Annotated in this window: 12 protein-coding genes; 9 read left to right on the top strand and 3 right to left on the bottom strand. The window is 69.9% G+C overall.

All coding sequences use genetic code 11. From position 1 onward, the window contains the following. Positions 1 to 188 precede the first annotated feature (188 nt). Positions 189 to 1,070, top strand: a complete 882-nt coding sequence (locus JOF36_RS10740) for an aldo/keto reductase (protein ID WP_245350783.1) — start codon at positions 189 to 191, stop codon at positions 1,068 to 1,070. 267 nt (positions 1,071 to 1,337) lie between these two features. Here the strand turns inward: JOF36_RS10740 and JOF36_RS10735 are convergent, their stop codons facing one another. Then, entirely contained in the window at positions 1,338 to 2,237 is a 900-nt protein-coding gene (locus tag JOF36_RS10735) for a LysR family transcriptional regulator (RefSeq protein WP_210026523.1), read from the bottom strand. A 196-nt stretch (positions 2,238 to 2,433) separates the two neighbouring features. Here JOF36_RS10735 and JOF36_RS10730 point away from each other — a divergent pair, with 196 nt between their 5' ends. The 7 genes from JOF36_RS10730 to JOF36_RS10700 all read left to right on the top strand — a co-directional run bounded on the left by JOF36_RS10730 (position 2,434) and on the right by JOF36_RS10700 (position 9,243). Continuing rightward, the gene (locus JOF36_RS10730; protein ID WP_210026522.1) at positions 2,434 to 3,555 is read left to right on the top strand and encodes a tartrate dehydrogenase; all 1,122 of its coding nucleotides are present in this window, start codon (positions 2,434 to 2,436) and stop codon (positions 3,553 to 3,555) included. 106 nt (positions 3,556 to 3,661) lie between these two features. Continuing rightward, positions 3,662 to 4,636: a tripartite tricarboxylate transporter substrate binding protein gene (locus tag JOF36_RS10725; RefSeq protein WP_210026521.1), complete on the top strand. Its 975-nt coding sequence runs from the start codon at positions 3,662 to 3,664 to the stop codon at positions 4,634 to 4,636. A gap of 29 nt (positions 4,637 to 4,665) precedes the next feature. Next, the gene (locus tag JOF36_RS10720; RefSeq protein WP_210026520.1) at positions 4,666 to 6,219 is read left to right on the top strand and encodes a tripartite tricarboxylate transporter permease; all 1,554 of its coding nucleotides are present in this window, start codon (positions 4,666 to 4,668) and stop codon (positions 6,217 to 6,219) included. Position 6,220: 1 nt separating this feature from the next. Further along, complete coding sequence (locus JOF36_RS10715) at positions 6,221 to 6,688, top strand: tripartite tricarboxylate transporter TctB family protein (protein ID WP_210026519.1); 468 nt, start codon at positions 6,221 to 6,223, stop codon at positions 6,686 to 6,688. Positions 6,689 to 6,788: 100 nt separating this feature from the next. Further along, positions 6,789 to 7,868, top strand: coding sequence for a tartrate dehydrogenase (locus JOF36_RS10710; RefSeq protein ID WP_210026517.1), 1,080 nt, complete (start codon positions 6,789 to 6,791; stop codon positions 7,866 to 7,868). Beyond that, positions 7,865 to 9,031 carry a mandelate racemase/muconate lactonizing enzyme family protein gene (locus tag JOF36_RS10705; protein ID WP_210026516.1) on the top strand — a complete coding sequence of 389 codons (1,167 nt, stop codon included), beginning with the start codon at positions 7,865 to 7,867 and terminating at the stop codon, positions 9,029 to 9,031. The genes JOF36_RS10710 and JOF36_RS10705 overlap by 4 nt, the downstream gene beginning before the upstream one ends. A gap of 44 nt (positions 9,032 to 9,075) precedes the next feature. Beyond that, on the top strand, positions 9,076 to 9,243 hold the full coding sequence (locus JOF36_RS10700; protein ID WP_210026515.1) for a hypothetical protein: 168 nt from the start codon (positions 9,076 to 9,078) through the stop codon (positions 9,241 to 9,243). Between the two features lie 201 nt (positions 9,244 to 9,444). On the opposite strand, the gene JOF36_RS10695 is transcribed toward JOF36_RS10700, so the two are convergent. Together JOF36_RS10695 and JOF36_RS10690 are read right to left on the bottom strand one after the other, a co-directional pair. Beyond that, on the bottom strand, positions 9,445 to 10,050 hold the full coding sequence (locus JOF36_RS10695) for a TetR/AcrR family transcriptional regulator (protein WP_210026514.1): 606 nt from the start codon (positions 10,048 to 10,050) through the stop codon (positions 9,445 to 9,447). 16 nt (positions 10,051 to 10,066) lie between these two features. Continuing rightward, on the bottom strand, positions 10,067 to 11,473 hold the full coding sequence (locus JOF36_RS10690) for an acyltransferase family protein (protein ID WP_210026513.1): 1,407 nt from the start codon (positions 11,471 to 11,473) through the stop codon (positions 10,067 to 10,069). Positions 11,474 to 12,352: 879 nt separating this feature from the next. Here JOF36_RS10690 and JOF36_RS10685 point away from each other — a divergent pair. After that, positions 12,353 to 13,285 (top strand): DMT family transporter, encoded by a 933-nt coding sequence (locus JOF36_RS10685; protein WP_307862310.1) that lies wholly within the window; start codon positions 12,353 to 12,355, stop codon positions 13,283 to 13,285. Positions 13,286 to 13,389 lie beyond the last annotated feature (104 nt).

The raw sequence follows: 13,389 nt of genomic DNA, 5'->3' as shown, positions 1-13,389 counted from the left end.
TGTCAGCCGATCGGGCAGCGCGCGCTGCTGCAGGTACTCGTCTGCTGCCGGATCCGCGCGACCACGTCCCGGATCACCGCCCGCGAGGCCGAGGCGTTCGCCGCCGTCGTCGCCGACGTCCTGAGGTGACGATCTCGGCGTGCGAAAAGGCTGGACCTCGAGTCCGATAGAGCTTCTATGGTTCCGGGATGAGCCACATCGCGACCCCCGGTCCCTCTCACCTCGGCCGGCAGGGGTTCGGCGCGATGAGACTGCGCGAGGACGAGTCCGGAGAACCCGACCGGGACCCGTTGCGCGTGATCGACGCTGCACTCGACGCAAGCGTCTCGATGGTCGACACGGCAGACATGTACGGGAACGAGGAACTCGTCGGCCGCGCGATCGCCCGACGCCGGGACGAGGTGCTACTGGCCGGCAAGTTCGGAGTCGTCTGGGATGACACCCTCCCGGACGGCTACGAGATCCGAGCGGACGCCGCGTACGTCCGCCAGGCCTGCGAAGCCAGCCTCCGTCGACTTCGGACCGACCACATCGACCTGTACTACCTGCACCATCGCAGCGAGACCGTCCCCATCGAGGAGACGGTCGACGCGCTGGCGGAGCTCGTGCAGCACGGCAAGATCGGCGCGATCGGCCTCTCCAACGTCACCGCCGAGGACCTCCGGCGCGCGGCCGCCGTCCATCCGGTGGCCGCCCTCCAGGAGCACTGGTCACTGGCCGAGCGCACCATCGAACGCGACCTCGTACCGGCTGCCGTCGCCCTGGGGATCGCCGTCGTCGCACACTCCCCGACCTCGCACGGCGTACTGCACGCCGCCGCGATCAGCGACGCGCCGTCCGAGGAGAAGCACACTGTCCTGCGGGAGATCGCCACGGCACATGAGGCATCGGTCGGGCAGATCGCGATCGCCTGGGTACACAGCCGCGCATCCGTGCACGGTCTCGACGTGGTGCCGCTGCCCGGGACGACGCGCGCGAGCCACGTCCGTGCGAACGTCGCGGCCGGGAAGATCGGCCTGAGCTCCGCGGAGTTGACGCGCCTGACGGATGCGTGGGCTCCGGATTCCTGACAGGAGGTCCGGAGCCTCGGACGGGAATCGCACCCGTGTCGTTGGTGGCCGAGGCGCTGGGCACCGCCCGCGCCCTCGGCGCCGACGTCGACCGCAGCGCGCGGTTGCCGCTGCGCGGCGACTCGGCGTTCTCCACCGGCACCGTGATCTCCGCGGCCCGCCGCCACGGCACCCGGTTCTCGGTGACCGTGTCGATGAACCCAGCCGGGCTAGCCAGGTTCTGGTGGCGGCCGAGAGTTCGGCGCCCGAGAGCGAGCCCAACTGCTGTCAGCCGCTGGCCTGCTGCGTCGCGGCGGCGGGCGCGGCAAAGAGGAGGAACGCTCGGGCGGCGGGAGAGAGGTCGACGTCGCGGTGAACGACCGAGGCCTCGAGCCGCTCGTCGGTGACGAGGTCGTGGACGACGAGCCCGGCCTCCCGGGCCAGGGCCCGCCACGCCTCTGCCATGATCGCTATCCCGGTGCCGTTGAGCACCATCGGCAAGATCGCCTCCCGGTGCTCGGTCTCGACGACGGCGATCGTCGACCGGTTCGTCGCGACGACCTGGTCCGCTACCCGGCGCATCCCGGTGCCAGGCTGGCCGATGATGAGCCGCTGGCCCTCGAGCTGGTCGTACGTCAGCGGGCCGCGGGCGGGCAGGTTCGCCTCCCGGCAGGAGATGACGATGAAGCCCTGCCGAGTCAGCGGGTGCACGACGAGGTCCTCGGCGTCCGGCGTGGATGTCACGGCCATGATCCCGAGTTCGACGCCGCCGGAACGCACGAGCGCCATCACGATCTGCGGGGTCCCGGCCGCGCGGATCGAGATCTGCACCATCGGGTACCTCCGCACGAACCGGTCGATGACCGACGGCAGCGGGTCGACCGCCTGCGACGGCATCGTCGCGATGACGAGCCGCCCGGTCCGCAGCCCGTTGACCGCCTCGACGTGGGCGCGGGAGAGTTCCATCCAGTGCAGGACCTGGCGGGCCGGGGCGATGAGCGCCTCACCTGCTGCGGTCAGCTGTAGCCGGCGACCGGTCCGGGTGAACAGCTCGGCGCCGAGGTCGCGCTGGAGCGAGTGCAGCGACTGCGAGACCGACGGCTGGGCGACGAAGAGCTTCTCCGCTGCGGCGTGGACACCGCCTTCGTCGACGACGGCGAGGAAGTACTGGAGCTGCCGGAGGTCCACGCCGGCACGCTACCGGTTGATGCGGTGCAACCTATGTGATTCGACGCCGGACCGGGGCTCGTCAGGACGCCGGCCGCCCTGTCGGCACCATCGGATAGTCGCAGCCTATCGATGGTATCGAATGTTGGTCTTGGACACGGCCGCGCCGCACCGCTTCACTCTGTTTCCGGACCGCCCCAGCCGAACCGGAGACACGATGCCCAGCACTGCACACACCTACCGGATCGCGACGATCCCGGGCGACGGCGTCGGGTGCGAGGTCGTCCACGCCGGCTGCGCCGTCCTCGACGCGGCCGCCCGCGTCGTCGGCGAGGACTTCACGTTCGAGTGGACCGAGTTCCCCTGGGGCTCGGACCACTACGGCCGGACCGGCCGGATGATGCCCGATGACGGCCTGGAGACCCTCAAGGACTTCGACGGGATCTACTTCGGCGCCGTCGGCTGGCCCGGGGTGCCCGACCACGTGAGCTTGTGGGGCCTGCGCTTGGCGATCTGCCAGGGCTTCGACCAGTGGGCGAACGTCCGCCCGGTCGTCTTCCACCCCGGTGTGACCTCTCCGATGCGCAAGGCCGACTCGGCCGACCTCGACTGGGTGGTCGTCCGCGAGAACAGCGAGGGCGAGTACGCCGGGCTCGGGGGGCGCAACTTCTCCGCCCGCGAGGGTGGCGAGGTCGCCATCCAGAGCTCGCTGTTCACGGAGACGGGCTGCGAGCGAATCATGCGGTTCTCCTTCGACCTGGCCCGCACCCGCGACCGCAAGAAGGTCGCGAGCGTGACGAAGTCCAACGCCCAGCAGTACGGCATGGTCCTGTGGGACGACGTCTTCCGCCGCGTCGCCGCCGACTACCCGGACGTCGAGACGGAGTCCGTCCTCGTCGACGCGATGGCCGCCCGGTTCGTCCTCAACCCGGAGAGCCTTTCCGTGGTCGTCGCCTCGAACCTCAACGCCGACATCCTCTCCGACCTCGGCAGCGCCCTCGCCGGCAGCCTCGGGATCGCCGCCAGCGCCAATCTCAATCCCGAGCGGCGCTACCCCTCGATGTTCGAGCCCGTCCACGGCTCGGCTCCCGACATCACCGGGCGCGGCGTCGCCAATCCGATCGGTGCTGTCGCCAGCGGCGCGCTCATGCTCGACCACCTCGGCCATCCCGAGGTCGCCGACGCCGTGCGCGCCGCGATCGACGCCACCACCGCCGCGGGCACCTTGACAAAGGACCTCGGCGGGTCGGCCACGACCGACGACGTCACGTCGGCGCTCGTCGCAGCCCTACGCGAGCCCGCCGGCACCAGTCGCTCGGAGGCCGCCGCCGCCCGATAACCCGCCGACAGGGCTGCCGCGCCGGCGAGGTGGTCGATGACGCGATCGACAGCACCGACGAACCGCACCGACGAACCACGCGACGCACGATCCAACGGAGGATCCGATGAAGCGCTTCGCCAAGACCGCCCTACCCGTCCTCCTCGTCAGCGCCATGATCACCGCCTGCGGCGGCATCGGCGGTGGTGACGACCCCGCTGCCTATCCCGAACGTCCGATCGACTACGTCCTCGCCTTCGATGCCGGCGGCGAGTCCGACATCACCGCGCGCCTGCAGCAAGCGCCGCTCCAGGAGGCTCTCGGCACCGAGGTGTCGATCTCCTACCAGCCGGGCGCCGGTGGCGCGCTCGCATGGTCGGAGCTGACCCGCACGGAGCCCGACGGCTACACGATCATGGGCCACAACCTGCCCCACATCATCCTCCAGCCGATGATGCGCGAGGACGCCGGATACGAGACCGAGGAGCTCAAGCAGGTCTACATCTTCCAGTCGACGCCGAACATCCTCGCCGTCCCCGCCGACAGCGAGTACCAGACGCTCGACGACTTCATCGCCGCGGCGAAGGCGAACCCCGGCGCGATCTCGGTCGGCGGCTCCGGCGACTTCAGCGCCAACCACATCGGCACCCTCCTGCTCAACGACGAGGCGGGCATCGAGACGACCTACACGCCGTTCTCCGGGACCGGCGCCGCGGTGCCGGCGTTGCTCGGTGGGCACGTCGACGCGCTCATGACGTACACCCCGATGATCGGTCAGCTCGGTGACCAGATCCGCGTCCTCGGCATCGCCACCGAGGCGCCGATGGAGGGCCTGGAGAACCACCCGACCTTCACCCAGCAGGGCATCGACCTCGTCGAAGGCGCCTACCGCGGCGTCGCCGTCCCGCCGGAGACCCCCGACGCGATCGTCGACAAGCTCGCCGCCACGTTCGCGGAGATCAACAAGGACCCCGAACTCATCGCGCAGTTCAAGGAGCAGCTGTTCGTCCTGGAGAACATGGGACCCGCGGAGGCCACCACGTTCACGCAGGAGCGCAAGGCGGTCTACCAGGGCCTCTTCGAGCGCCTCGGCATGCTCTGACGGTCTCCGGCCGCGCGGAAGGAAGTCCCATGCTCGACCTCCTCGGCAGCGGAGTCCTCGCCAACCTGGCGCCGTCGATGCTGCTGCTCGTTCTCGTCGGCACCGCCGCGGGAATGGCAATCGGCGCCATGCCCGGCCTCAGCGCGACGATGGGCCTGGCGCTGCTCGTCCCGTTCACGTTCGTCATGGAGCCCACCCGGGCCCTCGTACTCCTCGGCGCCTTCTACATGGGCGCCATCTACGGCGGGTCGTTCACCGCCATCCTCGTGAACGCGCCAGGAACACCGTCGTCGGTCGCGACAGCCCTCGAGGGCTACCAGATGACGAAGAAGGGCAAGAGCGAGCTGGCTGTCGTCGGCGCGACGATGGGCTCGCTCGTCGGCGGCCTCATCGGCGTCGTCGCCCTCATCTTCCTCGCGCCGCCGCTCGCCGACTTCTCGCTGCAGTTCGGTCCCCAGGAGTACTTCTGGATCGCGATCTTCGGCCTGACGATCATCATCTCGATGGCCTCCGGCTCGCTCGTCAAGGGCCTCATCGGCGGCGTCTTCGGCCTCCTGCTCGCCACCATCGGCGTCGCCCCGGTCGGCGGCGAGGTCCGGTTCACCTTCGGCGAGCCGATGCTCCAGGGCGGCATCCCGCTCGTACCCGCCATGGTCGGGCTCTTCACGATCCCCGAGGTCATCCGGCTCGTCGCCCGCAAGGGCCGCGAGGCGCAGATGATCGACGAGCGCGAGCACCGCGAGAAGCTCTGGCCGATGATCCGGCGGATCTTCTCCACGCCGTTCAACCTCATCCGCTCGAGCATCATCGGCACGATCACGGGCATCCTGCCCGGCGCAGGCGGCAGCATCGCCAACCTCGTCGCCTACAACGAGGCGAAGCGGTCCTCCAAACACCCCGAGACCTACGGCAAGGGTGAGGTCGACGGCGTCGTCGCCGCCGAGTCCGCGAACAACGCCACGGTCGGTGCCGGGATGATCCCGACCCTGACGCTCGGCGTGCCCGGCACCCCGCCGGACGCCATCATCATCGGTGTCCTGCTCCTGCACGGGCTACGCCCCGGCGCCGAGCTGTTCACCGCCTCCGGCGACCTCGTCTACACCTTCATCATCGCCCTGGCCATCTCCGCGGTCATGATGGTCCCGGTCGGCCTCATCGGCGGGCGCGCCCTCCAGCGCGGCGTCGTCGCGATGCCCGCCCGGTACCTCGCGCCTGGCATCACGGTGCTGACGATCGTCGGCGCGTACGCGGTGCGCACCTCCGTCGTCGACGTCGTCATCATGCTCGTCCTCGGCGTCCTCGCCTACTTCCTGTCTCTTGCGGGCATCAGCGCCGCGCCGATCGTCCTCGGGCTCATCCTCGGCTCGATCGCCGAGACCGGGCTCGTCCAGGGCCTGCTCACCGCGCAGGGCGAGCCGCAGCCGTGGCTGACGTTCTTCAACCGCCCTCTCAGCCTCGCCCTCATCGCCCTCACGGTCGTCTCGCTCGTCTGGCCGCTCGTGCGAGCGCGGCGCCAGCGGCGGTCCCGTCGAGCCGACGAGCCGGCCGACGCGGCCCCCGACGAGACGCTGAGGAAGGACTGACATGGCCAGACCCGCCACGCTCAACGACAAGATCAACATCGCCGTCGCCGTCCTGACCGTCGCCGTCGCCGCCGTCTTCTGGCTCCAGCGCAGCTACACGACCCAGTACGGGGGGACGTTCGCCGACCCGGTCATCATCGCCCTGGGGGTCTTCGGGCTCGTTCTCCTCGTCCTCGGGCTGCTGCGCCGGCCGGTCGGCGGCGACACCGAGCTGGAGGAGCGGCTGCCGGTGCGCGGGCTCGTGCTCGCCGTCGCGCTCCTCACCGCATGGGTCGCGGCCCTGCCGTACCTGGGCTACCTCGTCGGCGGGGTCGTCTTCTTCGTCCTCATGGCGGTGCTCATGCGCACCGAGCGGCCGACCCTGCGCGGCATCCTCCTCGACGTCATCGTCGCGGTCGTCGTCGTCACCACCTTCTACCTGATCTTCACCGAGGTGCTCTACGTCCGCCTCCCCGACCTGGAGTTCTGAGCAGACCGACCCCCTGCGGCACACCACCGACGCGGGGCCGCTCCGGCTGCCCCCGCGCGGCGCCGTCGTCGCGCCCACCGGCCCCCGAGGAGACACACCCATGGACACGAGATACCGGATCGCCACCATCGCCGGCGACGGCATCGGCACCGAGGTCGTACCCGCCGCCCTGGACGTACTCGAGCGCGCCGGGAGCCACTTCGGGATCCGGCTCGAATGGACAGAACTCGAGTGGTCGTGCGAGTACTACGCCCGCACCGGGCGGATGATGCCCGAGGACGGGCTCGACATCCTGCGCGAGCACGACCAGATCTTCCTCGGCGCCGTCGGCTACCCGGGGGTGCCCGACCACGTCTCCCTGTGGGGACTGCTCATCCCGATCCGCCGGGCCTTCCGCCAGTACGTCAACCTCCGGCCCGTCACCCTCCTGCCCGGCATCGACAGCCCGCTGCGGGAGGTCCCCGAGGGCGGCCTCGACTTCGTCGTCGTCCGGGAGAACAACGAGGGCGAGTACTCCGAGGTCGGCGGGCGCCTCTACCGCGGCACCCCGGACGAGGTGGCGATCCAGGAGGCCGTCTTCACCCGCCGCGGCGTCGAACGGGTCATGCGCTACGCGTTCGACCTCGCCCGGAGCCGGAAGGGCCGGCTCGCCTCGGCGACGAAGTCCAACGGGATCATCCACTCGATGCCGTTCTGGGATCAGATCTTCCGCGAGCTCGGCGCCGAGCATCCCGGGGTCGAGACGAGCGAGTACCACATCGACGCCCTCGCGGCCCTGTTCGTGCTCGACCCGACCCGGTTCGACGTCGTCGTCGCCTCGAACCTCTTCGGCGACATCCTCACCGACATCGGGGCGGCGATCATCGGCAGCATCGGCTTCGCGCCGTCGGCCAACCTCAACCCCGAGCGCGAGTTCCCGTCGATGTTCGAGCCCGTCCACGGCTCCGCCCCCGACATCGCCGGCACCGGGCGGGCCAACCCGATCGGTCAGGTCTGGGCCGGGGCGATGATGCTCGAGCACCTCGGCCACGCCGATGCTGCCGCTGCGGTCATGGGCGCGGTCTCCCACGTCCTCGCCGAGACCGGGGTGCGCACCCCCGACCTGGGCGGGACCGCGTCGACGCAGGAGGTCACCGCCGAACTCCTCACGGCACTCGAGCGGGAGGTGGCGGCCCGATGAAGATCGTCGACATCCGCGAGCGGACGTTCCCGATCAGCTCTCCGATTCGCAACGCCTACATCGACTTCAGCCGGATGACGCTCAGCCTCGTCGCCGTGGTCACCGACGTCGTCCGCGACGGCAGGCCGGTCGTCGGGTACGGGTTCAACTCCAACGGCCGCTACGGCCAGGGGTCGATGATGCGCGAGCGCTTCATCCCGCGGGTGCTCGAGACCGACCCGTCGACCTTGCTCGACGGCACCGGGGACAACCTCGACCCCGCCGCCGTGTGGGCGGCGATGATGAGGAACGAGAAGCCCGGCGGGCACGGCGAGCGCTCCGTCGCGATCGGCACGATCGACATGGCGGTCTGGGACGCCGTCGCGAAGATCGAGGGCAAGCCCCTGTTCCAGCTGCTCGCCGAGCGGTACGGGAGCGGAGAGCCCGACCGGCGGATCTTCGTCTACGCGGCCGGCGGGTACTACCACCCTGGCCAGGACCTCGCGGCGCTGCAGGACGAGATGCGCAGCTACACCGACCGCGGGTACACGGTCGTGAAGCAGAAGATCGGTGGCGCCGACCTCGACACCGACCGGCGGCGGATCGAGGCCGTCCTCGACGTCCTCGGGCCCGGTCAACGCCTCGCCGTCGACGCCAACGGCCGGTTCGACCGGGCCACGGCCCTGCGCTACGCCGAGGTGCTCGCCCCGTACGACCTGTTCTGGTACGAGGAGCCGGGCGACCCGCTCGACTTCGCACTCCAGGCCGAGGTCGCGGCCGTCTACGACCCGCCGCTCGCGACGGGAGAGGACCTGTTCTCCATGCAGGACGCCCGCAACCTCATCCGCTACGGCGGGCTGCGCCGGGACAAGGACTGGCTGCAGTTCGACTGCGCGCTGAGCTACGGGCTCGTCGAGTACGTGCGCATCCTCGACATGCTCCGCGAGCACGACTGGTCGCCGACCCGGTGCATCCCACACGGTGGGCACCAGATGTCCCTCAACATCGCCGCAGGCCTCGGCCTGGGCGGCAACGAGTCCTATCCGGACCTCTTCCAGCCCTTCGGCGGGTTCCCCGATGGCGTCGTGGTCGAGGACGGATACATCACGATGCCGGACCTGCCCGGCATCGGGTTCGAAGGTAAGGCTGATCTGTACTCGCTCATGGCCGACCTGGCCGGCTGAGGGGACTGCCCGGCAAGCTCCTGCTCATCGAAGCCGACATCGACATGCTCGTCATTCCCGGCGTCGAGCACAACTTCCACGGCCGCTTCCACTACGTCACACGGCGCACCTGGAACTACCTCGCTCGTCACTTGCGCGGCACCGAACCTCCGGCCTACCGCCTCGCGCCGTTCCCCCCGATGCCCGGCTGGGCGGTCCACCCGTCCGACTGAGCTCGGTCGACGTGAGGGCTGGTCCTGGTCATCGTCGCGGGTTCGAGCGGCGATCATGAGTGCCGTAGCCGCCACAGCTTCATTCTGGGTGGGCAGTGAAAACGGTGGCGACGAGTGCATTCAAGCGCTGGAGCGGTTCGACCTACCGCTTCGATCTGCGCCGGGTGTAGGGCGCCGTGCGTCGGCTCCGCTGTCACTTTCTCACGCGAGCAAGCCGTGTCGCAGCAGTCGCTGGTTGGCCTTGCTTCGTTCCGCGAGGGTCTCCGGTGCGAACGGGTCGTCGCCCAGGACGGTGTGCAGGGCCGGTTCGAGCAGGAGCGGCCCGAGGATCAGGAAGAGTATCTGGTAGGTCGCCCAACTGCGCTCCTGCGGCGGCAACGTACTGGGCTGGGGCAGCAGTCGTTCGACTTCCCGTTCGGCGCCTGCAACAAGGCGGGTCAGCAGCGCGGCGGCGCGATCGTCGCCGTCGATCAGGACTCGTCGTACGTAGCGTCGCCGCTCACGGTCCGCGCCGAACAGGAGTGCTGTCGCGCGGCCGACCTCGGCCAGGGAGCCGTGTTCGATGCCTTCCTCGCGGGCTGACGCCACTGCGTCGGCGAAGGAGCCGAGCACGTCCTCGTCGACCGCGTCGCGTAGGCCGGCCTTGGTGGAGAAGTGGTAGCGGAGCAGTGCATGGGACACCGCTGCCTCGGCGGCGATCTGGCGGGTCGTGGTGGCGTCGTATCCCTGTAGCGCGAAGAGATTGCGTCCTGCGGCGACGAGCGCGGCGCGGGCGTCGCCGCGGTTCGGTCTGGCGGGGGGTGCCACGCTGGGAGCCTAATCATCACAGGATCGCGCGGATCACCGGCGTTCGGCGAAGGACCAGAGCGGCCGCGACGCTGAGCAGGAAACCGAGCCCTGCGACGAGCAGGAAGCGGCCGGTGGCGTCGAGCTCGACGTCGCGCGCCAGGTAGTGAAGACCGACCACGATGGGAAGATGGATCAGGTAGATCGCGAACGTGGCGTTCGCGGCGGCACGCTGCAGTCTGCCGGTACCGCGCACGTGGTCGCGGAAGAACACCAGCATTCCGAGCGCGAATCCCACGCACAGCACGGTCTCGTAGCCGGCCCACGCGAACTGGCCGGTGTTGGCGCCGCTCCAGGCGAAGAATCCGGTCAGTGGCTCACGGAAGATGACGTAGCCGGCGCTCAATGCGGCAGCGGCCGTGAGCCAGGCGTAGGCGACGCGAGGCCGGATCGTCTCCAGCCAGCCCCTGCGGTAGGCCAGGACGCCGACGATCACGAACGGGAGGTGCTGAGCCAGGTCGGCCGGCTCGGTCTGGATGATCTCTGCGACCGGCACCCACTCGTCGACCGGGTACCAGATCCGTAGGGCGGCGGTGCCGACCGCCACGATCACGGCGAAGCCGAGCACCGCGAGCCCGCCGATCCTCTCCGGCGTGCGACGGACGCCTGGCGTAGCGGGTAGGCCGCGACGGATGCGGATCCGGTCGGCTACCGCACGCCACACCAGATAGACCAGCGAGTAGACCAGCAGGTGTTGGATGAACCAGAGATGCCCGAACTGACGATCCGGCCAGATCGGACCGCTCCACTCCTCCGGTTCAGCACCCTCGCCGAGATAGACGGTCCAGTAGTAGTCCCCGAATCCGATCGGTCCGTGCTCTCGGAAGTTCAGATAGTAGGCGTACATCAAGACCGGGATCAGCAGGAAGAATCCGACGAGGATCGGTCCGCCCAGCTTTCTCAACCGCGGTCCGAGATAGGGACGCTCCCTGCGGCGGTCCACGGCGGCCGGCAGAAAGAGCGCCGCGACCAGGAAGAAGAGACTCATCTTGAACGGGGCGTTGAGAACGGCAAAATCCTCGATCCACTGCGCCGTCGGCTGCCCCTCGACGTACCACCAGTCCCGTGGCCCGTACGCCTGTGCGGCGTGGTGAAGGATCACCAGGGCCGACAGGGCGATCCGTATCGAGTCCACATAGTGGAGCCGCGCCGGTCGGACCGTTGCCGCGCCCGTACCGCCCGGCAGGCCGGCTCCCGCCACAGGTCCTGTCCACATGGACAGGAAGCTAGCAAGGACCGACCGACCTGTCCAGTTGGACAGTTTGCAGCCGAGCCATGCTCCCAGGCCCCGAACAGGCCGACCGAGAGCCTCAACCTGAAGAGCACAAACACGAAGCGGAAGCGCGAGGCTTTCGCAACTTCGCGGACTACCGGCCCCGCGCATTGCTCAACCACGGCCGCCTCCGACAAGATCGCTCAACATCACGGATCCGAACCCGCCCGCCGTCCCAGGTTCGTGGCGTAGAACCTGATAATGCGGCGCGAGCGCAGCGCCAAGCACCGCACGGCTGCAGGGCTCGCTGGGGAATGCCCCGCGCCCCACTGCAGGGCCGAAGCGTCGTCCTCAGCCACCCAACACCGCACGGGTGCGCGTCGCCGACCATCTCCGAGACCTGCCCGCCCGGCGAGGACCCACCGTCATGTCGTGACTTCGGCTCAGCCTCGGCTATCGCCTCCCGCCTTCCGAGGCGCCCCCACTACGGCCGTGCGCCGCGCGGACCGGCCGGAGGCCCCACGCGAGCGCTTGCGGCTGCATCGGACACAGCGCCGTCCACGCCTACCGGCGCCTGGCTGAGCACAAGAACGGCGGGATCGAAGCCGGGCCCACCAAGTCGGTCGCCGGAGCCCGTACCGTCGCGCGGCCCGGTGTGCTCGTCAGTAGCTACGCCGGCACAGCGCCGAGTTCGCCGAGGACGGCTCGGAGGGCCTGGTGTTCACCGGCGACCGGGGCGGGCACCATTTCCAACTCCGGCCTGGGCTCCCCGGCCGCCCCGGCGATCTCGGCACGATGAGACCGCGACCCCCGTGAGTCACCGCGGCAACGCGCCCGTTCTGGCACGCCCCCAGTCGGACGAAGTCCGCCGCAGCCTGTCTCGCGACCAACTGAGCCCTCCGACCTACGCGGTCCCGAAACACGGGCACCGGCCGGTTCGCGCACGCTACTGTCGTCGACGTGATCGGGCTCCTCGTTCTTCCCCCGCCGCGCTCCTGACCGGGGCCGGCGCCGCCGACCGCGCGTGAGGCGCGGCCGGCCGATCCGCCATTGCTCCGGTGCGCCCGCCCATCACCTCTTCCGCGCAGGAGCTCCTCGTTGTCCTCGTCGTCCACCCCTGCCCGCTCACGGGCCGCGGTCCTCCAAGTCTGTTCTGCCGGTGTCGTGTGGGGCACTGCACCCGTCGCGTTCGCCGCAGTCGGCGACCTGTCACCGCTCGCCGTCAGCGCATGGCGGCTCACCGTGGCTGCGGCCGTCCTCGGCCTGCTCGCCGTCGCGACCGGCGCCATGGCCGCGGTGCTTGCCGCCGTGCAGACAAGCCCCGTGCCGGTCGTTGTCATCGGGCTCGGGGTCGCGGCCTACCAAGCGCTGTGGTTCGCCTCGATCCCGCTGGTCGGCGCCGCAGTGTCCACCGTCGTCGCGCTCGGTCTCGCGCCGATCGGCGTCACGGCATGGGAGGCGCTGTGCACCCGCCGGACGCCGGCGCCCAGCCGGCTCGGGACGATCGCCGTCGCCGTCACCGGGCTCGTGTTGGTGTCCACCGTCGACGCCGGGACCGGTACGGCGCCGACGGCCGGCGTACTACTCGCCATCGCGTCCGGACTCATCTACGCCGCGGTCACCGTGGTGGGACGGCACGCCGCCCCGCGGATCACACCGATGGTCCTGACCACGATGACGACGACCGTAGGCGCACTCGGTCTGCTGCCACTCGCCATGCTCACCGGACCGGTCGGGACCAGCGCGCCGGCTTCGCTGCGCGCACTCGGCTACCTCGGTGTCGTCACGATGGCCGGCGGCTACCTGTTGCTCTACACCGGGCTGCGCACCGCATCAGCGGGCACCGCCGCCGTCGCAACACTTCTGGAACCGGCGACGGCCGCGGTACTCGCCGTACTACTGCTCGGGGAATCGCTGCCGGCGCACGGCGTCGCCGGGGTCGTACTGATCTTCGGCGCGGTCACCGCGCTGCGGAACCGCTGACGCCGGTACGACCTGACCGACGGAGACCACGGTCAATCACACATCAGCTGCACAAAACAGGAGCGGCGCCCCTCCCAAGAGTGGGCGCGGCTTTCGGGTTGGGC

The organism is Pseudonocardia parietis, from assembly GCF_017876315.1.
GTDB classification, from domain to species: Bacteria; Actinomycetota; Actinomycetes; order Mycobacteriales; family Pseudonocardiaceae; genus Pseudonocardia; species Pseudonocardia parietis.
This window is presented reverse-complemented; position numbering and strand designations above follow the sequence as displayed.

Coding starts and splice junctions, on each gene's coding strand:
- JOF36_RS10730 (WP_210026522.1), top strand. CDS start 2,434: ATGCCCAGCACTGCACACACCTACCGGATCGCGACGATCCCGGGCGAC.
- JOF36_RS10725 (WP_210026521.1), top strand. CDS start 3,662: ATGAAGCGCTTCGCCAAGACCGCCCTACCCGTCCTCCTCGTCAGCGCC.
- JOF36_RS10720 (WP_210026520.1), top strand. CDS start 4,666: ATGCTCGACCTCCTCGGCAGCGGAGTCCTCGCCAACCTGGCGCCGTCG.
- JOF36_RS10690 (WP_210026513.1), bottom strand. CDS start 11,473: ATGCGCGGGGCCGGTAGTCCGCGAAGTTGCGAAAGCCTCGCGCTTCCG.
- JOF36_RS10740 (WP_245350783.1), top strand. CDS start 189: ATGAGCCACATCGCGACCCCCGGTCCCTCTCACCTCGGCCGGCAGGGG.
- JOF36_RS10705 (WP_210026516.1), top strand. CDS start 7,865: ATGAAGATCGTCGACATCCGCGAGCGGACGTTCCCGATCAGCTCTCCG.
- JOF36_RS10700 (WP_210026515.1), top strand. CDS start 9,076: ATGCTCGTCATTCCCGGCGTCGAGCACAACTTCCACGGCCGCTTCCAC.
- JOF36_RS10710 (WP_210026517.1), top strand. CDS start 6,789: ATGGACACGAGATACCGGATCGCCACCATCGCCGGCGACGGCATCGGC.
- JOF36_RS10715 (WP_210026519.1), top strand. CDS start 6,221: ATGGCCAGACCCGCCACGCTCAACGACAAGATCAACATCGCCGTCGCC.